At 61.4% G+C, this 19455-nt stretch carries 20 protein-coding genes; 13 read left to right on the top strand and 7 right to left on the bottom strand.

Features of this window, described 5'->3' with window-relative positions:
• The first annotated feature begins 110 nt into the window (after window positions 1–110).
• The gene (locus tag KW825_RS09625; RefSeq protein ID WP_081965963.1) at window positions 111–389 is read left to right on the top strand and encodes an RNA-binding protein; all 279 of its coding nucleotides are present in this window, start codon (window positions 111–113) and stop codon (window positions 387–389) included.
• A 71-nt stretch (window positions 390–460) separates the two neighbouring features.
• Here KW825_RS09625 and KW825_RS09620 read toward each other — a convergent pair whose 3' ends face one another.
• The gene (locus KW825_RS09620) at window positions 461–1360 is read right to left on the bottom strand and encodes an aldo/keto reductase family oxidoreductase (protein ID WP_218329059.1); all 900 of its coding nucleotides are present in this window, start codon (window positions 1358–1360) and stop codon (window positions 461–463) included.
• 122 nt (window positions 1361–1482) lie between these two features.
• Here KW825_RS09620 and KW825_RS09615 point away from each other — a divergent pair, with 122 nt between their 5' ends.
• From KW825_RS09615 to ltaE, 3 genes are all read left to right on the top strand, one after another.
• Window positions 1483–1890, top strand: coding sequence for an XRE family transcriptional regulator (locus tag KW825_RS09615; protein WP_218329058.1), 408 nt, complete (start codon window positions 1483–1485; stop codon window positions 1888–1890).
• Window positions 1891–1970: 80 nt separating this feature from the next.
• Complete coding sequence (locus KW825_RS09610; RefSeq protein ID WP_218329057.1) at window positions 1971–2687, top strand: short-chain dehydrogenase; 717 nt, start codon at window positions 1971–1973, stop codon at window positions 2685–2687.
• Between the two features lie 89 nt (window positions 2688–2776).
• Window positions 2777–3793 carry a low-specificity L-threonine aldolase gene (ltaE, locus tag KW825_RS09605; RefSeq protein ID WP_218329056.1) on the top strand — a complete coding sequence of 339 codons (1017 nt, stop codon included), beginning with the start codon at window positions 2777–2779 and terminating at the stop codon, window positions 3791–3793.
• 72 nt (window positions 3794–3865) lie between these two features.
• Here ltaE and KW825_RS09600 read toward each other — a convergent pair whose 3' ends face one another.
• The 4 genes from KW825_RS09600 to KW825_RS09585 all read right to left on the bottom strand — a co-directional run bounded on the left by KW825_RS09600 (window position 3866) and on the right by KW825_RS09585 (window position 7204).
• Window positions 3866–4297 (bottom strand): PAS domain-containing protein, encoded by a 432-nt coding sequence (locus KW825_RS09600; RefSeq protein ID WP_042652362.1) that lies wholly within the window; start codon window positions 4295–4297, stop codon window positions 3866–3868.
• A gap of 110 nt (window positions 4298–4407) precedes the next feature.
• Window positions 4408–5427, bottom strand: a complete 1020-nt coding sequence (locus tag KW825_RS09595; protein WP_218329055.1) for a response regulator — start codon at window positions 5425–5427, stop codon at window positions 4408–4410.
• Window positions 5428–5480: 53 nt separating this feature from the next.
• The gene (locus tag KW825_RS09590; protein ID WP_218329054.1) at window positions 5481–6419 is read right to left on the bottom strand and encodes a LysR family transcriptional regulator; all 939 of its coding nucleotides are present in this window, start codon (window positions 6417–6419) and stop codon (window positions 5481–5483) included.
• Between the two features lie 83 nt (window positions 6420–6502).
• Window positions 6503–7204 carry a DUF2982 domain-containing protein gene (locus KW825_RS09585; protein ID WP_218329167.1) on the bottom strand — a complete coding sequence of 234 codons (702 nt, stop codon included), beginning with the start codon at window positions 7202–7204 and terminating at the stop codon, window positions 6503–6505.
• Between the two features lie 169 nt (window positions 7205–7373).
• On the opposite strand from KW825_RS09585, the gene KW825_RS09580 reads away from it, so the two are divergent.
• The 5 genes from KW825_RS09580 (at window position 7374) to KW825_RS09560 (ending at window position 13299) form a co-directional block, all read left to right on the top strand.
• On the top strand, window positions 7374–9314 hold the full coding sequence (locus KW825_RS09580) for an EAL domain-containing protein (protein ID WP_218329166.1): 1941 nt from the start codon (window positions 7374–7376) through the stop codon (window positions 9312–9314).
• Between the two features lie 154 nt (window positions 9315–9468).
• Window positions 9469–11034: an AbgT family transporter gene (locus KW825_RS09575; RefSeq protein WP_218290949.1), complete on the top strand. Its 1566-nt coding sequence runs from the start codon at window positions 9469–9471 to the stop codon at window positions 11032–11034.
• 67 nt (window positions 11035–11101) lie between these two features.
• Window positions 11102–11827 (top strand): oxygen-insensitive NADPH nitroreductase, encoded by a 726-nt coding sequence (nfsA, locus tag KW825_RS09570; RefSeq protein WP_218329053.1) that lies wholly within the window; start codon window positions 11102–11104, stop codon window positions 11825–11827.
• A 159-nt stretch (window positions 11828–11986) separates the two neighbouring features.
• Window positions 11987–12751 carry a DNA repair protein gene (locus KW825_RS09565; RefSeq protein ID WP_218329052.1) on the top strand — a complete coding sequence of 255 codons (765 nt, stop codon included), beginning with the start codon at window positions 11987–11989 and terminating at the stop codon, window positions 12749–12751.
• The gene (locus KW825_RS09560) at window positions 12745–13299 is read left to right on the top strand and encodes a VOC family protein (protein ID WP_218329051.1); all 555 of its coding nucleotides are present in this window, start codon (window positions 12745–12747) and stop codon (window positions 13297–13299) included. Before KW825_RS09565 ends, KW825_RS09560 begins: the two co-directional genes overlap by 7 nt.
• A 64-nt stretch (window positions 13300–13363) precedes the next feature.
• Here KW825_RS09560 and KW825_RS09555 read toward each other — a convergent pair whose 3' ends face one another.
• Window positions 13364–14575, bottom strand: a complete 1212-nt coding sequence (locus KW825_RS09555; protein ID WP_218329050.1) for an MFS transporter — start codon at window positions 14573–14575, stop codon at window positions 13364–13366.
• A 92-nt stretch (window positions 14576–14667) separates the two neighbouring features.
• On the opposite strand from KW825_RS09555, the gene KW825_RS09550 reads away from it, so the two are divergent.
• Complete coding sequence (locus tag KW825_RS09550) at window positions 14668–15543, top strand: LysR family transcriptional regulator (RefSeq protein ID WP_042652353.1); 876 nt, start codon at window positions 14668–14670, stop codon at window positions 15541–15543.
• A gap of 88 nt (window positions 15544–15631) precedes the next feature.
• Here the strand turns inward: KW825_RS09550 and ribA are convergent, their stop codons facing one another.
• Window positions 15632–16225: a GTP cyclohydrolase II gene (gene ribA, locus KW825_RS09545; protein ID WP_042652352.1), complete on the bottom strand. Its 594-nt coding sequence runs from the start codon at window positions 16223–16225 to the stop codon at window positions 15632–15634.
• 248 nt (window positions 16226–16473) lie between these two features.
• Between ribA and cmk the strand changes: the two genes are divergently transcribed.
• From cmk to ihfB, 3 genes are all read left to right on the top strand, one after another.
• Window positions 16474–17166, top strand: coding sequence for a (d)CMP kinase (gene cmk / locus KW825_RS09540; protein ID WP_218329049.1), 693 nt, complete (start codon window positions 16474–16476; stop codon window positions 17164–17166).
• Window positions 17167–17259: 93 nt separating this feature from the next.
• A complete protein-coding gene (gene rpsA / locus KW825_RS09535) occupies window positions 17260–18930 on the top strand; it encodes a 30S ribosomal protein S1 (RefSeq protein WP_005327816.1) in 1671 nt (556 codons plus the stop codon).
• 92 nt (window positions 18931–19022) lie between these two features.
• A complete protein-coding gene (ihfB, locus tag KW825_RS09530; protein ID WP_005299934.1) occupies window positions 19023–19307 on the top strand; it encodes an integration host factor subunit beta in 285 nt (94 codons plus the stop codon).
• Window positions 19308–19455 lie beyond the last annotated feature (148 nt).

Raw genomic sequence — 19455 nt, 5'->3', positions numbered from 1 at the left:
GCGGGGAGTGCCACGGCATGATGCCATGGCAGGTCCGGCGTGGGGGTTGTGCCCTTACTTCCAGGTCGGTGGATGCATAGATAAGGCACCTTGAATCGAGAGTGGATGGCATGAAGATTTACGTAGGTAATCTGTCGTACCGGATGACGGCCGACGAACTGACAAATGTGTTCAGCCAATTTGGAGAGGTAGAGAAGGTCGATATCATCATCGACCGCGATACCGGTCAGTCCAAGGGTTTTGGCTTCATTGAAATGCCTGTCAACGGGGATGCCGAGAAGGCCATCGCCGGATTGCATGGCACCGAAATAGGCGGCCGCACTATCACAGTCAATCAGGCCAAACCGAAGACAGATGCACCTCGTGGTCGCCCCCAGCGCCATCGTTGAATCGTCTCGATAACGCAAAACGGCATGGATCACTCCATGCCGTTTTTGTTTGTGCGGTTTGCCGGCGAGGGTCAGGGCACGTCGTAACCGAGCGCGGCCTTGCGGATGCGGAACCACTGCTGGCGGCTGAGCTGGATGGACTCGGCGGCGACGGCGGCGGCGATCCGCTCCCGCTTGCCTGAGCCGATGAGCGGCAGCGGCTGGCTCGGCAGCATCATCACCCAGGCGTAGACCAGCTGTTCGATGTGCTCGGCACCCACCTCATGGCGGGTCTGTTCGAGCTCGGCGCGCAGCGGGCCATAGGCGGGATCGTTGAACAGCCGCCCACCGCCGAGGCAGGACCAGGCCATCGGCTTGATGCGCAGCTGCTGGCACTGATCCAGGGTGCCGTCCAGGGTGCAGTCCTGGTTGAGCGGCGAGATCTCCAGCTGGTTGGTGACCAGCGGGAAGTCGAGGCGCGATTGCAGCAGCTCGAACTGGCGGGCGCTGAAGTTGGATACCCCGGCGTGCTTGATCTTGCCCGCCTGCTTGAGGGTGATGAAGGCATCGGCGACCGCATCGGCATCCAGCAGCGGATCCGGGCGGTGGATCAGCAGCAGATCCAGATGGTCGGTGCCGAGTTTTTGCAAGGAGGCCTCGGCACTGGCGATGATGTGGGCCTTGCCGGTGTTGTAGTGGTTGAGGGCATGCTCCGGCTTGGCGGTGAGGGCGATGCCGCACTTGCTGACGATTTCCATCCGGCTGCGCAGGGAGGGCTCGAGGCGCAGGGCGTGACCGAAGGCCTCCTCGCATTGATAACCGCCGTAGATGTCGGCGTGATCTATGGTGGTCACCCCCAGATCCAGGTGGTATTTCATCAGATCCAGCAGCGCGGCCGGGGAGAGTTGCCACTCCATCAGGCGCCAGTAGCCCATGATGAGGCGGGAGAAGGTCGGACCCTGGGCGTGCAGGGCGAGACGGGATACGGACATGGTGACTCCTAGGCGGATAGATGAAGAGGAATAAATGCTGCCAGCATCTTGGTCTCTTCTGTTGGACAAGGCAATAATGCGCCCCTCGCAAATTCGAACTTTGGTTCTGGGGGAAGAGAAAGATGGAAGGATTTGCCGCCAGGCTGCAGAGCCTGATCGGGGAGGGCAGTGTCAGCGCCTTCGCCCGCAAGGTGGGGCTGAGTGAGGCGCTGCTGCGCAAATATCTGAAGGGGGCCGAGCCCGGTCTGGGCAAGGCCAACCAGATCGCCATGGGGGCCAACTGCTCGCTGGAGTGGCTCGCCACCGGCTGCGGCTACCTCTATCGTCAGGCCGAGGTGGTCGACAGGGAGGCCTTGGCCGCCGCGGGCATTCTGCTGCAGGAGCGGATGCCGGACTCCCCCTTGCCCGACGAGCACCAGCTGGTGACCCTGCTCGCCTATTACCAGTTTTTGCGCAGCCACAAGCAGGCAGACGGTTTTCTGGACCTGGCGCGGGCTCGTGAATTTGGCCGCCATCTGGGCGATGCCTGAGTCAGGGAGAGGCGGCCTGAACTGCCGTCGGCCATTATTCTGATACCCTCTAAACAAACGGCAAATTCAAGGGTAGTGATATGGGCTATCTGATCCTGGGCAGTGGAGGCTTGGGCACGGCGCTGGCACGGGAGCTGGCCAAGCGTGGCGAGGAGTGGCAGCTGGCGGGCAGGTTGCCGCCAAAGGGGCTGGATCCGGCCCGCTATTTCCCGCTGCAGGAGGTGGACCCGCTCTCCTTCGAGGCGCTGTTCACCCTCTATGAGCCCGCGACGCTGCCGAGCGTGGTGATCAACACCATAGGCCTGCTCTATGATCTCAACTTCATGCCGGAGCGGCGGGTGGAAGAGGTCACACCCCAGTGGCTGGGGGAGAGCCTGCAGGCCAATGCCTGGCCGCACCTCGCCCTCGGCGCCTGCCTGAGCCGGCTGATGCCGCCGGATGCCCGTCTGTGGCTCTGCTCCCTCTCCGATCTGGCGGGCAGCCTGGGCAGCCAGGAGGTGGGCGGTCCACATTCGACCAGCCGCTACAGCTACCAGATGAGCAAGGCCGCACTCAACATGGGCGCCAGGATCCTGGCCGCCGAGTGGGCCGAACGTTTCCCCCGGGCCGGGGTCATCACGGTCCACCCCGGACTCATGGACACCCCCATGCAGCAACCCTTCCTGCACGACCTGCCCCCGGGCAGCCTGCAAGATCCCAACCTGGTGGCGCCGCAACTGCTGGATTTCATCGCGGGCCTGTCGCTGGCGCAGTCGGGCTCATTTGTGGACTTACAGGGGCGGCCGCTGCCCTGGTGAGCCGTCAGCGGGCTCACATTCCCGCGACGGTTTGCTTGCCAAGTCAGTCCTGGCTGGCTAACTTCATCCTCCTGCATCAGGAGGATGTCATGCGCTATATCGATTTACGAAGTGATACCGTCACCCAGCCCACGGATGCCATGCGCCAGAGCATGCTGCACGCCGAGGTGGGCGATGATGTCTATGGGGAAGACCCCAGCATCAACGCGCTGGAGCGCCGCGGCGCCGAGCTGCTGGGCAAAGAGGCGGCGCTGTTTGTGCCATCGGGCACCATGTCCAATCTGCTGGCGATGATGAGTCACTGCCAGCGTGGGGAAGGGGCCGTGCTCGGCAATGCCGCTCACATCTATCGCTATGAGGCGCAAGGATCGGCCGTGCTGGGCTCGGTGGCCCTGCAGCCGGTGCCCATGCAGGCCGATGGCACCCTGGCGCTGGCCGATGTGCGCGCCGCCATCGCCCCCGATGACGCCCATTTTGCCCAGACCCGACTCATCTGCCTCGAGAACACCCACAACGGCAAGGTACTGCCGCTGGCTTATCTGCACGAGATGCGCCGCTTCGCCGACAGCCAGGGGCTGCGGCTGCACCTGGACGGCGCCCGGCTGTTCAATGCCGTGGTGGCGAGCGGTCAGGGGGTGCACGAGATTGCGGCCCCCTTCGACAGCGTCTCCATCTGCCTCTCCAAGGGGTTGGGCGCACCGGTGGGATCCCTGCTGGTGGGGGCGCAGGACCTGATCGCGCGGGCCAGACGGCTGCGCAAGATGCTCGGCGGTGGCATGCGCCAGGCAGGGAGCCTGGCTCAGGCCGGGCTGTTCGCTCTGGAGCAGCATGTGACCCGCCTCGCGGACGATCACCGCCGTGCCAGACGGCTGGCCGAGGGGCTGGCGGCCTTGCCCGGCATCGAGCTGGATCCGGACCTGGTGCAGACCAACATGGTGTTCCTGCGGCTGAGCTCTGGTGAGAGCGCCCCCTTGCTCGCCTTCATGAAGGAGCGGGGCATCCTCTTCTCCGGCTACGGCGAACTGCGGCTGGTGACCCATCTGCAGATCAATGACGACGACATCGAAGAGGTGATCGACGCCTTCACCGAGTACATGGGGCGCTAACAGTGGCTTCGGTCACAGATGCAAAGAAGGGCGCCCCGGGGCGCCCTTCTTCATGAGGTCGGAGTAACAGCATCAGCCCTGCCGTCTGTCCAGCATCAGCATGGCCTCGTCGGTGGCGTCGTAGATCATGATGGCGATGTGAGTGACCTGGCCGCCGAAGTCGGCCAGCGGCACCAGGGTCAGGTTCTGGTACATGTGGGGCGCCGAGCCGGTGATGGGGCGGTAGTTGGAGAAGCGCAGCAGGTAGGGGCGCTGCTCCCAGGTGCTGAAGGCGCGGTTGTTGAGCTTGAACACCATGTTGGCCTTGCGCTCCAGCCAGGCCCGATCCACGTCGGGGAAGAGGTCGAACAGCACCCGATCGCGCACCTCGCCGGCGAGCCGGCTGCTGTGGCTCTCCATGAAGCCGTTCCACACCTGTATTCTGTACTCCCTGTCGAGCACCACCAGCCCCACGTCCAGGTTCTGTACTATGTTCATCAGCCAATGAAATTCACGGATTTCCATGGTCACTCCTGGAGAATGTGCTTGATGTTGTTATGGATGCTGGCGGTGGGATCAAACCGCTATAGCATGTTCATGATGTTGTTATTGATGCTGGCGATGGGAGCAAACCGCTAGAGCATGTGCATGATCTTGTTGTTCATGGTGGCGATGGAATCTTCGGTAAACAGCAGCAGCAGATCGCACTGCACTTCGTAGTCCCGGATCTTGTAGTTGATCTCGATGGCCAGGGTGCGGCGCCAGCGGCTCTGGTTGGTGCGGATCAGATCCTGGATGGACCTGTGCTGGCCGAGTACCACCGGATGGCCTTGGCTGAAGGGGGTATCGAGCTGGCTGGCGTAGCCGCGCAGGAAGGCGCCGATCAACACGTTGGCGGTGTCCATCAGCAGCTCCAGCTCGGCACCGTGATCCAGCACGCCCTGGTGCTTCATCAGCCGGGCCAGATCCTGGAAGCTGGCGTCGTGGAACAGGATGAGGGCCTCCCCGGCGATGCCGGCACCGATGAAGCCCTGGCAGACGGCGGAGAGGGTATCCGACTCGGCGGCGGCCGAGAGCGCCATGTGCAGTTCGGAGACCTCCAGCACATTGACGTTCGGGATGGGCAGCAGCACGAAGGCGTCGAGCAGGCGTGCCAGCAGATCGGCGGCCTGACCCATGGCGACGTTGGCCAGCTCCTGGTAGACGTCGCGCAGCTCGGCGTTGAACGGGATGGCGCTCTCGGCCAACACCGGGTGGACGGGGGCTGTGGGCTCGCGGCTCGCAGTGCTCGCCTCCTGCCACAGGCCGTGGCGCTGGAGGAGGGCGCGCAGGGTCTCGGGGGCGGCCGGCTTCTTGATGAAGTCCAGGGCGCCCAGTGCCATGACGCGTTGATGGGCCTCCGGCTGGATGTCGCCGGAGACCACGATCACCTTGTTGCGCAGCCCCTCTCGCTTGAGCGTCTCCAGCACTCCGTAGCCATCCATCTCCGGCATGGTCAGATCCAGGAAGATCAGATCGCCGTGCCCCATCAGGATCTGCTCTATCCCTGCCAGGCCGTCGGCCGCCTGGTGCAGCTTGATGTTCCAGTCCGCAGGCAGGGCCCGGGCCAGCTGCTTTCGCGCAAACCCTGAGTCATCACATATCAATACATTCATGGTGTTAGCAGACCTGTGTCACGAGAGTTGCGCTAAGTGTGGGCCGCCAACCGTCAGATGCAATGGGGCTGGGGGGTGGCAGGTGAAAATTGCTCGTCCCATTGGCGATTGCGGTAGTGGGCAGAGTATTTCTCGACAAATTCGGCGAACATCTTAACACGCAACGGGGTGAACTGGGGCTGGCAGCGCAGCATGTAGAAGGGGCGCCGATCCGAGCGCCAGTCCGGCAAGACGGCCACCAGCTGCTCGTCCTGCAGGAAGGGGTGCACATAGTGCAGCGGAGCGTTGACGATGCCGAGGTGACGGCGGGCGGCCCGCACCGCGGCCTGGGTCTGATGGACGGTCAGCCGGGCGGCCCGCTTGACCTGCACCCTCTGCTCGTCCCGCCCGATCAGCTGCCAGTGCTGATGTGGCCAGCAATAGATGAGATCGTGCTCCTCCAGCTGGGCCGGGTGGGACGGGGTCCCCATCTTCTCCAGGTAGAGGGGGGAGGCGAACAGCCCATACTCGATGTGGCCGAGGCACTGGGCGTTGGGCAGCACCTGGGGCAGCTCGCCGTTGAAGAACATCAGGTCTCTGTCCTGCTCGCACAGGGGGTGGTGATCATTGGTCTGGCTGATGTCGAACTGCACCTTGGGGTAGCGCAGGCCGAAGTCGGCCAGCATGTCGATCAGGATGGTATTGGAGAGGGCGATGGGGGCCGCGAGGCGGATCACGCCGCTGATGTCGGTTTCCTGGCCCTGGATCTCGCCGGCCGCCTGCTCTATCTCGGCCAGCGGCGTGCACAGGCGCTCATAATAACGCAGCCCCTCGTCGGTGAGGCGCAGCTTGCGGGTGGATCGGTGCAGCAAGGTGCAGCCGAGTTGCTCTTCCAGCTGGGAAATACGTCGACTGATGGTGCCGGTCGGCATGCCCAGCGCGGCAGCGGCGTGGGAGAAACCGCCCTCTTGCACCACCTTGACGAACAGATAGAACTCTTCGATGTACTTCATAAGCGGTATAAGGGGTGTTCTGAATGTAACAAGCCAGTGACCATATGAAACAGTCACCCGGCTTGGCAAGCGCAATCCGGCGTTTAATTGATCTGGATTAGATTCGACTCGCGTCTGTACTGGTTCAATAGGCGGATAAATTCGGCGGGTGCCCGATCCAGGCTGTTGTCGGGTACCAGCAGGTCATAGCCCAGCAGATCGCGCAGGCGGACCATGCGGTTGCCCAGCATGGCGATGACCCCCTCGTAACGCTGGCCGGAGGGGGAGCGGAACCGGCTCTCTTCCAGCAAGCCCTCTCCCAGCAGGCTGGCACCGCAGCCTCCGCTCAGGCACTCAGGTCGCTCGCTGTTGATCGCCTGCAGCAGCACGGCTCGCTGCTCGGTCAGCAGGCAGACGGCCAGCCTGGGTGTGATCAGCGTCAAAAAATCGTCGTAATCCTTAATTTTCAAGCCGATGTAGGGCAGGGCGACCAGATCCCACCCTAAATGGATACGTGGCTGATCGATCCGCTGAATATTTCTCCATTTCAGGATCCAACCCCCGTACTTATGGTGATATTGCAGGCAATCGTGACACAGGGAGAGGCTTAAATGAGGCTCACTTAGTTTCAGAGCCCCGATAAGCGTCATCATCAAGCCAGCCAGCAGACCGATCATGGCGGGGATTAAGGGTTGTTCGCGGAGCAAAAAAAGTATAAAAATCATAGCAATGGTTACGGCTATGCCCAGCCATACCAGTGTGAGTCCATTTTTTCTGACCATGGGTATCACATGTAGCGTTTTCATATGAAGTCGGCCCTTTTTTCGCATGCTTTTTTCCAGATTATGGGCTGGATCTGATTTTGTACCAGCACGAGGGCCCCGCTCGGCGCGTCATCGTGGCTGGTGTTGCTATGAGCTCCATCATGAATCACTTCCCAACATGAATACGCTAGACGAACGCTTACTGAATGCGATTGATGTGCTGCATACCCCCATCTGGATCTATGACATCCAGCATCACCACATCTATTGGGCCAACGGCGCCGCGCTGGTGCTGTGGGAGGCGAGCTCGCTGACCGAGCTGCAATCCCGCGACTTCTCGGCCGACATGGCCGCCGCCATCGACCTGCTGCTGCAGCGCTATCTCGGCGACTTCCAGCAGGGCCGCAGCTACAACGAGTGGTGGACCATCTCCCCCAAAGGGGTCAGGAAGCAGGTCTACCTGCGCCTCTCCGGGGTCGAGATCGCCGGGCGCCTGATGATGATGACGGAGGCGGTGATCGATGCCGACACCCTCTATCAGGAGTCATCGCTCGCCGCCGGCGACACCCTGGCCTGCCTGTTCGACAACAAGGGACGCCTCGAGAGCGGCAACCATCACTTCGATCTGTGCTTCGGCAATGCCATCACCCAGTTGACCCAGATCTTCTCCGGCAGCGATGAGGCCTTCTACCGGCGTCTGTCCCATCTCGACGAGGTGGTGGCCGAGGGGGAGTGCCGTACCCTCAAGGGGATGCGCTGGTTCCAGTACCAGTTTCGCCACATCCAGCAAGGGGCCAGGATCCTGCTCACCATGCGTGACATCACGGATCGCAAGCTCGAGGAGCTGGAGCACCGCCACCTGGCCTGGCACGACTCCCTCACCGGCCTGCTTAACCGCTATGGCCTGATGAAGTCCCTCGAGGCCTATTGCGGCCTGGGGGGGCGCTTCGCCCTGGTGTTCATGGATCTGGACAACTTCAAGCTGGTCAACGACAACTATGGCCACAAGGCGGGGGATCGCCTGCTGGAGCGGGTGGCTGGCCGGCTCAAGCAGATCTGCCCGCGGGATGTCGAACTGGCCCGCCTCGGCGGTGACGAGTTCACGGCCCTGGTGCCGCTCAACCAGTCAAGCGAGCGGGCGCAGGAGGTGGCGGATCTCATGCTCTCCCAGATGACCAAGCCACTGCAGCTGAGTGGGGTGCCCGAGGTCACCATAGGCGGCAGCATCGGCATCGCCATCTATCCGGACGACGCCGATGACGGCGACAACCTGATCACCCGCGCCGACATGGCCATGTATCAGGCCAAGCAGATGGGCCGCCTGCGCTGGCAGCGCTTCACCCCCAGCATGCAGCAGAGCCTGCACCGCAAGCTGACCCTGAAACAGTTCCTGGCCAAGGCCATAGGTCGGGGGGAGTTGAGCCTCTGCTATCAGCCCCTGGTGGATGTGGCGCAGGGCAGGCTGATCGGTTACGAGGCACTGCTGCGCTGGTACAACCCTGTGCTGGGGCAGGTCTCTCCGGCGGAGTTCATTCCCCTGGCCGAGGACATGGGGCTGATCCGCGAGATCGGGGGCTGGGTGCTCTCCACCGCCTTGGCCCAGATGGGGGCGTGGCAGCAGCAATACCAGGTGAGGGTGCCGGTCTCGGTCAATCTGTCCGGCTTCCAGCTCACCCCCTCCCTGCCGGAGCTGGTGGCCGAGCAGCTGAGGGAGTTTGGCGTCGATGCCAGGCTGCTGACGCTGGAGCTGACCGAAACCGTGCTGATGCTGGACATGAAGGGCTGCATCGAGATCCTCGACGCCCTGAGCGAGCAGGGGATCAAGATCGCCATCGACGACTTTGGCACCGGCTACTCCTCCCTTGCCTACCTCAACCGCCTGCCCATCGATACCATCAAGCTGGATCGCTCCTTCGTGGTCGGTCTGAATCTGCCGGTGATCCGGGCCACCGTCGCCATGGCCACCAGTCTCGGGCTCGGCATCCTGGCGGAGGGGGTGGAGGACGAGCACGAACTGGCGGCCCTGCGTGCCCAGGGCTGTCATGTGTTCCAGGGTTTCCTGTTCAGCACCCCGCTGACGGCGGAGCAGGTGGTGGTGGCGGGCTTCGGGATCCACGGCAAAGCAGGGCATTATCCGCTGGTGGGCGATTGAATCCGGTATTAGATAATGTGCGGTATATCCCGTTTCTTGAGTATTTTATGCAAAATTAAACGTAATTAATCGAATTTATGGCTTATATCATGGGATTCATTGGAGTTTATCGCTAGGATGCGCGCTCATTCCTTGGTAATGGAGTATCACCATAATGAGTCAAGCCACAGTGAACGAGCGTCCGGCCAGCCCGCCCAACGGCTGGTTGAACCGCTTCCTGAACGGGGTCGAGAAGGCAGGCAACAAACTGCCGGATCCCGCCATGCTGTTCCTCTATGCCTTGCTGATCGTCTGGGTCGGTTCCTGGATCCTCTCCCAGTTCTCCTTTGATCTGGTCAATCCCCGCACCGGGGAGGCCGTCGTGGTCAACAACCTGCTGACCGGGGCTGGCCTGGCCGAGTTCCTCGCCAGCATGGTCACGACCTTCACCAGCTTCGCCCCGCTCGGCATAGTGCTGGTGGCCATGCTGGGGGTCGGAGTGGCCGAACAGTCCGGCTTCATCAACACCGGCCTGAAGAAGCTGCTGAAAGTCACCCCCGCCCGTTTCCTGACGCCCATGCTGATCCTGGTGGCCATCGTCAGTCACACGGCGGCCGATGCGGGTTATGTGCTGGTCATCCCCATCGGTGGCATCATCTTCCACGCCGCCGGGCGCCACCCGCTGGCCGGGATAGCCGCGGCCTTTGCCGGGGTCTCCGGTGGCTTTGCCGCCAACTTCCTCCCCTCGGGCGGTGATGCCCTGTTGCAGGGTTTCACCCAGTCGGCGGCCCAGCTGCTCGACCCCGATTACATGGTCAACACCCTGTGCAACATCTTCTTCACCGGTGCCTCCTCCCTGCTGATCATCTGCGTGGGCTGGTTCATCACCGAGAAGGTGGTGGAGCCGCGTCTCAGGCACATCCCCCTCAACGAGGAGCTCGAGAGCGCCGACGAGATGGGACGCTACAGCGCGCAGGAGAGCCGCGCCTTCAACTGGGCCGGTTTTGCCATGCTGGCGGCCATAGTGCTGCTGGGGCTGGCCCTGTCACCGGGGGATTCGCCGATGCGGGCGGCTGATGGCTCGCTGACCACCTTCGCCGCGCCCGTGATGAAGTCCATAGTGCCGCTCATCTTCCTGTTGTTCATCCTGCCCGGCATCGTCTACGGATTCGTGGCGGGGAACTTCAAGAGCGGCAAGGATGTGATCGATGCCATGTCGGCCACCATGAACAAGATGGGCTCCTACATGGTGATGGCCTTCTTCTGCGCACTCTTCATCAAGGCCTTCGGTGACTCCAATCTGGGCACCCTGCTGGCGCTGTCCGGTGCCGAGGTGCTGCATGCCCTGGCGCTGCCGGGGGAGGTCACCATAGTCGGCATCATACTGCTGACCGCCAGCGTCAACCTGGTGGTAGGGTCGGCCTCGGCCAAGTGGGCGCTGATCAGCCCCATCCTGGTGCCCATGCTGATGGCGGTCGGGATCTCCCCCGAGCTGACCCAGGCGGCCTACCGGGTGGGGGATTCCGCCTCCAACATCATCACCCCGCTGATGGTGTTCTTCCCGCTGGTGGTGGTCTATTGCCAGCAGTATGTGAAGAGCACCGGGATCGGTACCCTGGTCTCCATGATGCTGCCGTATTCGCTGGCCTTCCTGGTGAGCTGGAGCATCTTCCTGCTGCTGTATTGGGCGATGGGCTTCCCGCTCGGGTTGCAGGCGCCCTATGTGTATCCTGCCCCCTGAGGGTGACGAGGGGCCTTGGGCCCCTCGCTTTTTTTGGGTAAAGTGAGGCCTTCTTTCCGGAGGCACCATGAACCCGACCATCGATCTTATTCTCGCCCATCGCTCCATTCGCCAGTTTACCCCCGAGCCCATCACCCCCCGGCAGCTCGATCAGATCCTGAGCGCCGCCCAGTCCGCCTCCAGCTCCAGCTTCCTGCAGGCCAACAGCATCATCCGGGTGACGGACAAGGCGCTGCGCGCCACCCTGGCCGAGCTGGCCGGGCACCAGACCTATGTGGCCGAGGCGGCGGAGTTCCTGCTGTTTTGCGCCGACTATCAACGCCACAGCCAGATAGTGCCGGACGCCCATACCGGCTTCGTGGAGCAACTGCTGATCGGGGCCATCGACGGCGCCCTGATGGCCCAGAATGCCCTGCTGGCCGCCCAATCCCTGGGGCTCGGCGGCGTCTACATCGGCGGGATCCGCAACAACCCGGCGGCGGTGAGCGAGGCGGTGGGGCTGCCCCATCAGGTGATCCCCCTGTTCGGCCTCTGCCTTGGCCACCCCGCCCAGCAGCCGGAGCAGAAGCCCAGGCTGCCCCGCGATCTTGTCGTGCACGAGAACCGTTATCCGGCCGAGCTCGATCGCCCCTTGCTGGCGGATTACGATCGGCAGATCCACGACTACTACCTGGCCCGCAGCGGCAACAACAAGCAGCAGACCTGGAGCGGCCAGATCAAGGCGATCCTCGGCAAGGAGGCGCGCCCCTTCATGCTGGGATTCCTGCAATCCAAGGGTTTTTGCCTCAAGTAATGAGGGCCGCGGGCGATATGAGTGATGGCGTGTGCCTGTCGCGACCCGCGGCGGCGCCGGCTTGCATTCTGTGAGGCAGGGCAGAACCCCGCGCTACCTAATGCGGGTAAGCTGTTGTAGGATCACGCAATTGATTTGGGACAGGAGTTTGAACATCCTATGATTTTGACCTTGATATTGCTGTCTATTGGCGCACTCCTGTTTCTGGTTATCGCCTATAACGTGGTGCAGCAATACAAACAGAAGGCCGAGGCGGACAAGCGCCAGGCCATCGCCCGCCACAAAGCCGTGGCGGACGAGACCGAAGAAGTGCTGCTGAACGTCAACCTGGTGCCCTTCTCCAAGAAGATGGTGCTGCTGTTGCAGCACCGGATCCTGGACGCCTACCGCGCCATCGCGCAGGTGATGCCGAGCGGCCAGATCAAGCAGCGCATCGCCGACGTCCAGACCCAGATCAAGAGCGTGCAGGAGAACTACAGCGGCCAGGACGAGGGTCACTTCAAGACCCCGGAATCCGATCGCCAGGCCATCCAGATGTTGCAGCTGGCCAAGAAGATGCGGGCCGTGCTGCGGGTCGAGCACAACAAGGGCAAGATAGATCCCCATGGCTTCGCCCAGGAGGATCGCCGCCTCGAGCTGATGCAGCTCAAGATCAACATCGCCAACCTGATCAAGCGGGCCATGGATGCCCAGATCCAGGGGCAATACGGCACCTGCCGCCAGCTTTACACCAAGGGATTGGGGGCCCTGGTCAATGTCTCCGACAAGGATCCCTACCTGCTGGCGCGGGAAGAGGACATGCGTCAGGGGATGCGTCAGCTGGAAGAGCATCTGCAGCAGCACAGCGAGAAGGAGCTGCAGACCATTAAGGACAAAGAGGCGGACGAGCTGGACGTCCTGTTCCAACCCAAGAAGAAATGGTGATCATGTCCCATCCACTGGATACCACACTGGGGCCCATGGCCCCATTTGTCGGCCAACTGCTGGTCGAATTGACGCCGCTGATGGGGGAGATCACAACCCCCGTGGTGGATCACCTCTGCTACCGTGCCGCCAGCCTGCCCGAATACCTGAGCCTGAAAGCCGAGCTGGCCCGCCATGGCGTGCTGCTGGTGGAGGGGATGATAGGGGGTCGCCCCATCGCCACCTATCGGCTGCATCAACCCCTGTGCTGGCAAGCGCTGAGCGTGCCCTGCATCGAGCTGGCCGCGCCCAAGCCGGGCCGCAGCCATCAGGCGGGGCTCGAGCACATCGAGCTGGTGGTGCCGTCGTTGCATGAATTGGTGGCAAACCATCCCGGTCTGCCGTTCAAGACCGGCAACATCGATGATGGCCGCAACCCGGATGTGGGGCTGATGCTACCCTCCGGGCAGATCAAGTTTCACCTGCGTCCCCTGAGCGAGGTGATCGACGAGGAGCTGCGCAGCTGCGCCGTGGTGCCGGTGCCGACGGACTATTACGACGGCCTGTGAACCCGTCTGTACCCAACAAGATCAGGCCCCGATATCGGGGCCTGATCTTGTTGGGCTTGGAGCCTCAGGAGGAGTGACAGGAGAGGGGACGCACGCTGCGCCCCTTCAGCTGGCCGAGCCAGAGGCCCAGGGCGGCGGTGACACAGAGCACCAGCTCGATGCCGAGCACCAATCCCCCCAGACCGCCCCGCTCCCAGAAGGGGTGCAAGTAAAGCCCCCCCAGACTGGCCCCCAGGTAGTACCCCACCAGATAGAGTGACGAGGCGAGCGCCCGGTTGTGCTCCACATGCTGGCCGACCCAGGCGCTGGCACAGGCGTGGGCGAGGAAGAAGCCGAAACTCGAGATGAGCAGGCCGCCGAGGATGGCGGTCAGCGAGCCGTGCAACAGCGCGAGACTGCCGAGCGCCATCAGTGCTATCCCGACCAGCAGCAGCCGTTGGGCGCCCCAGCGCTGGGCGCCGCGCCCGCTCAGGGAGGAGGCCAGGGTGCCGGTGAGGTAGGTCAGGAACAGCATCCCCAGCCACTGGGTCGGCAATGAGAAAGGGGCCTTGGCCAGCAGGAAGGTGAGGTAGCTGTACTGGTTCAGGAAGACCATGAAGTTGAGCCCGCCGATGAGATAGGCACCGACCAGCAGCGGGTTGCTGAGGTGGCTCTTGATGGCCCCGCGCAGTTGCCCGGGCGCCGCCACCACGGCCACGAAACGGGTCTGGGCCGGCAGCAGCCAGATGACCAGCGGCAGCAGGGAGAGGCTTATCAGCCCTATCCCGAGGAAGGTATGTTGCCAGTCCCCAAACCAGCCGGCCAGCAGGCCGCCGACCACCCGGCCCGCGATCCCGCCGAGGGAGTTGGCGGCGATGTAGACGCCGACCGCAGAGAGCAGGGCGCGTTTGCTGAACTCCTCCCCCATGTAGGCGATGGCGGTGGCGGGCAGCCCAGCCAGCAGCACGCCTTGCAGGATGCGCAACGTCACCAGTTGCTCGAATTGAGTCACCCAGGGAATGCACAGGGAGAGCAGGATGGCGCCGGTCAGCGTCCATAGCATGATCCGGCGTCGCCCGAAGCGATCGGCCAGCCGGGCGCAGATCAGCAGCGAGCCCGCGAGCCCGGCGGTGCAGCCCGCCAGCGTCCAGCCCGCCGACAGCGAGCTGACGGAGAAGACGTCCGCCAGCAGGGGTAACAATGGGTGGGTCTGGTAGAGATTGAGAAACACCAGGAAGGATCCCAGGCTCAGGGCCAGGGTGGCGCGTATCCACTCGCGACTACCTGCTTCGATCATATGCGTTGTCCCGACGACTTTTGTGCAGAGTAGTGGGTCGCTTGATATAAATATAATATATTTATGTTATCAATCTGATAAAGATAATTGATATGGATCTGAAACAGCTAACCTATCTGCTGGCGGTGCGCGACGCCGGCTCCTTCACCCGGGCCGCCCATGGGCTGCACGTGGCGCAGCCGGCGGTCAGCATGGCCATCGCCAAGCTGGAGCAGCAGCTCGAGCTGCGGCTATTCGATCGGCAGGATCGCAGCGTGCGGCTCACCCCTGAGGGGGAGGTGCTCTGCCGCCATGCCGAGCGCCTGCTGCTGCAGATGCATCAGGCCGAGGCGGAGATGGCCGAGCTCAAGGGGCTGGAGCGGGGCGAGGTACGCATCGGCATCCCCTACATGATGGGGTCCTATTACTTCCCCCCGATCCTGATGGCGTTCAAGCATCGCTACCCGGGCCTCAAGATCCGGGTGGAGGAGGCCGGCACCCGCGAGCTGCTCAGCCGCATGGTGGATGGCAGCCTGGATCTCGCCATCCTCATCACCAGCGATCTGCCGCCCGGGCTGGAGGGGGCCCAGCTGCTGCGCGAGGAGATGCTGATGGTGGTGGGGGAGGAGCACCCGCTGCGCCAGGCCGGCGCCGTCTCGCTGCCGCAATTCTTCAGCCAGGAGCTCGCAATGTTCCGTCGTGGCTTCTATCACCGCGAACACATGGAGGCATTGGCGCAGGGCCTGGGCATAGAGCCCAACATCGGCTTTGAGAGCAACCTTATTCCACTGCTCAAGGCGGTGGTGCGTCAGGGATTCGCCGTGACCACCTTCCTGCGGATGGCGCTGGATGAGGAGACGGCGCTGATCGGGGTGCCCTTCGCACCGCCGATCTTCCTCGATCTCTGTGTGGCCTGGCGGCGGGGGGATCCGCTCTCCATGGCTAATCGCGCGCTGCGTGATTTTTTGCTGGCGCAGGCCCAGCCATAAGGCAGCACGCCGGATTGGGCCGTGCCCCGCACAAATAAAAACGCCTCCCGATGGGAGGCGTTTGCCGAGGCTGCGGATGATCGGTTCGTTACTTCTTGAACAGGTGATCCAGCTTGTCCGCCTTGGTGGAGAGATAGAACTCGTTGTGGGGGTTGCGCCCCTCCTGCAGGGGAACCCGCTCCACCACCGGGATGCCGAAGCTCTCCATCGCCTTCAGCTTGCGTGGATTGTTGGTCATCAGCTTGAGACTCTTGACCTCCAGCGCCTTGAGCATGTCGGCGCAGATGGTGTAATCGCGCATGTCGGCGGCAAATCCGAGCGCCACGTTGGCCTCGACGGTGTCGGCGCCCTGATCCTGCAGGTGGTAGGCCCGGATCTTGTTGAGCAGGCCGATGCCACGGCCTTCTTGTCGCACGTACAACAGGACGCCACGACCGGCCTTGGCGATGTTCTGCATGGCAGCCTGCAGCTGGAAGCCGCAGTCGCAGCGCAGGCTGAACAGGGCATCCCCGGTCAGACACTCAGAGTGAATTCGGCCCAACACGGGCTCACCATTTGCGATATCGCCCATCACCAGTGCGGCGTGATCCTTGCCTGTACCGGTTTCCTGAAAGCCTACCAGCGTGAAGGTGCCCCAGGGGGTCGGCAACTTGGATTTAGCCACGAGGCTAATGCTGCTCATAGGGTTGCTCCTGACTACAGCTGCTTAAAAAAGGCGGCCAGTTTAGCGCGCCTTGCCCATAACAACCATAAGAACAAAACCTTGCATTGAGGAATGCTTTGCCTGATTGGTCATAAAGGGGGCAATCGCGACGACTTCTGCGCAATTGTGTGGCCTGACGACTGCCAGAGCCAGCACATTTGGGTATAATCGGCGCCTATTTCCCCATCCCAACAGGGATGTGTGACCCCCTGTGCAGGAGAAGATCTATGTCTCATATGGCCCCCGTGATGACAATCGATGGCCCGAGCGGTGCCGGTAAAGGCACCCTGTGCCAACTGCTGGCCGAGAAGCTGGGTTGGCACCTGCTCGATTCTGGCGCCATCTACCGGGTGCTGGCTCTGGCCGCCTTGCATCACGATGTGGAACTCGATTCCGAAGCGGCGCTGGTGCCCCTGGCCGCCAATCTGGATGTGCAATTCCAGGTCGACGGCGAACAGGTCAAGGTGGTGCTGGAAGGAGAGGATGTCTCTCGCACCATCCGCACCGAAGAGGCGGGTAACGCTGCCAGCAAGATCGCCGCCTTCCCCCGCGTCCGCGAAGCACTGCTGCGCCGTCAACGTGCCTTCCGCCAGGCACCTGGCCTCATCGCCGATGGCCGTGACATGGGCACCGTGGTTTTCCCTGAGGCCGAGGTGAAGATTTTCCTCGACGCCAGCGCGGAAGAGCGGGCGCAGCGCCGTTATAAGCAGTTGCAAGATAAGGGCTTTGATGTTAACTTTGAGCGTCTTTTAACCGAGATTCGGGAACGTGACGATCGCGACAGAAATCGCGCCGTAGCCCCCCTGAAACCCGCAGAAGATGCTCTTGTGGTAGACTCAACGTCTATGACCATAGATGAAGTGCTGGTGACGGTGCTCGCCTATGCGGAGCAACAACTTGGTGATATCAGCACGAGCTGATGTCAGTCGTCTGCACCATGGATGGCGCAGATAATTTAAAACAACCCCGCTTGTGCCGGATTGCGAGTGGATGTTTCATTTGTGACACAAACAATGATCGAATCTTTTGCTCAACTCTTTGAAGAGTCCCTGAACGCCGTTGAAACCCGTCAAGGTTCCATCGTCAAGGGTACCGTCGTTGCTATCGAGAACGGTTTTGTACTGGTTGACGCCGGTCTGAAATCCGAGTCTGCCATTCCTGCTGAAGAATTCAAGAACGCCCTGGGCGAGCTGGAAATCAATGTAGGCGACACCGTTGACGTGGCTCTGGACTCTATCGAAGATGGTTTCGGCGAAACCAAGCTGTCCCGCGAAAAAGCCAAGCGCCACGAAGCCTGGCTGCAGCTTGAGAAGGCATACGAAGAGCAAGCTACCGTTATCGGTATCATCAACGGCAAGGTCAAGGGTGGTTTCACCGTTGAACTGAATGGCATCCGTGCCTTCCTGCCGGGTTCTCTGGTTGACGTGCGTCCGATCCGTGACACCGCTCACCTGGAAAACAAAGAACTCGAGTTCAAGGTCATCAAGCTGGACCAGAAGCGCAACAACGTTGTCGTTTCCCGTCGTGCCGTGATCGAAACCGAGAACACCTCCGAGCGCGAAAGCCTGCTGGCCAACCTGCAAGAAGGTCAAGAAGTTAAGGGTATCGTCAAGAACCTGACCGACTACGGTGCATTCGTAGATCTGGGTGGCGTTGACGGCCTGCTGCACATCACCGACATGGCGTGGAAGCGCGTTAAGCATCCTTCCGAAATCGTCAACGTTGGCGACGAGATCGCAGTCAAGGTTCTGAAGTTCGACCGCGAGCGTACCCGTGTATCCCTGGGTCTGAAGCAGCTGGGCGAAGATCCCTGGGTTGCTATCGCCAAGCGTTACCCGGAGACCACCCGTCTGTCTGGCCGCGTGACCAACCTGACCGACTACGGCTGCTTCGTTGAAATCGAAGAAGGCGTTGAAGGCCTGGTACACGTATCCGAGATGGATTGGACCAACAAGAACATCCACCCGTCCAAGGTTGTTAACGTTGGCGACGTGGTTGACGTGATGGTTCTGGACATCGACGAAGAACGTCGTCGTATCTCCCTGGGTCTGAAGCAGTGCAAATCCAACCCGTGGCAGCTGTTTGCCGAAACTCACGCCAAGGGCGACCGTGTTTCCGGTAAAATCAAGTCTATCACTGACTTTGGTATCTTCATCGGTCTGGACGGCGGCATCGACGGCCTGGTTCACCTGTCTGACATCTCCTGGAACAACCAGGGCGAAGAAGCAGTACGTGAATTCAAGAAGGGCGACGAGATCGAAGCCGTTGTTCTGCAAGTGGACCCGGAGCGCGAGCGCATCTCCCTGGGCGTCAAGCAGATCGAAGAAGACCCGTTCAATAAGTACCTGTCTGATAACAAGAAAGGTGCTATCGTGAAGGGTAAGGTTACCGAGGTTGATGCCAAGGGTGCCGTGATCGAACTGGCTGACGGCGTAGAAGGCTACCTGCGTGCCTCCGATGCTGCTCGTGACCGTGTAGAAGACGCGACTCTGGTTCTGTCTGTCGGTGATGAAGTTGAAGCCAAGTTCATGGGCGTTGATCGTAAGAACCGCACCGTAAGCCTGTCTGTCCGTGCTAAGGACGAGGCTGACGAGCGTGTTGCTATCGATAGCCTGAACCAACAAGAAGAAGTTGTGTTCAGCAATGCTATGATGGAAGCGTTCAAAGCCGCCAAGGGTGAGTAATCCTTGATGCAAGAAAAGGGCGGCTTCACGCCGCCCTTTTTTATCTTGGCATAATGAATATTGCATGTGATCGGGGAAGGAGATTTAACCTTATGACCAAATCAGATCTCATCGAACAATTGGCTGCCAGCCGCATGCATATGCCGGCCAAAGATGTCGAAGCCGCGATCAAGGAAATCCTTGAGCAGATGGCGTCGACCTTGCAAAACGGCGACCGGATTGAAATCCGAGGATTTGGAAGTTTTTCACTGCACTATCGTGCCCCCCGTGTGGGTCGCAACCCCAAGACCGGGGACAAGGTTGAACTGACCGGGAAATATGTCCCGCACTTCAAGCCCGGCAAAGAGTTGCGCGAGCGCGTGAATATCATCGAATAATGCAGAAAATGGCATACCTGGGTATGCCTTTTTTATTTTTGTGACTTGGATTATGCCAATAGTCCGGTTTCTCGAAGTCTTTTCCCATTCGCTCTAGAGTCTTCCCGTGATTTTAAGGATAATCAATCTCTCATTAGCCACAGACAGG

Origin of the sequence: Aeromonas sp. sif2433 (assembly GCF_019218705.1) — a bacterium.
Lineage (GTDB): Bacteria > Pseudomonadota > Gammaproteobacteria > Enterobacterales > Aeromonadaceae > Aeromonas > Aeromonas encheleia.
This window is presented reverse-complemented; position numbering and strand designations above follow the sequence as displayed.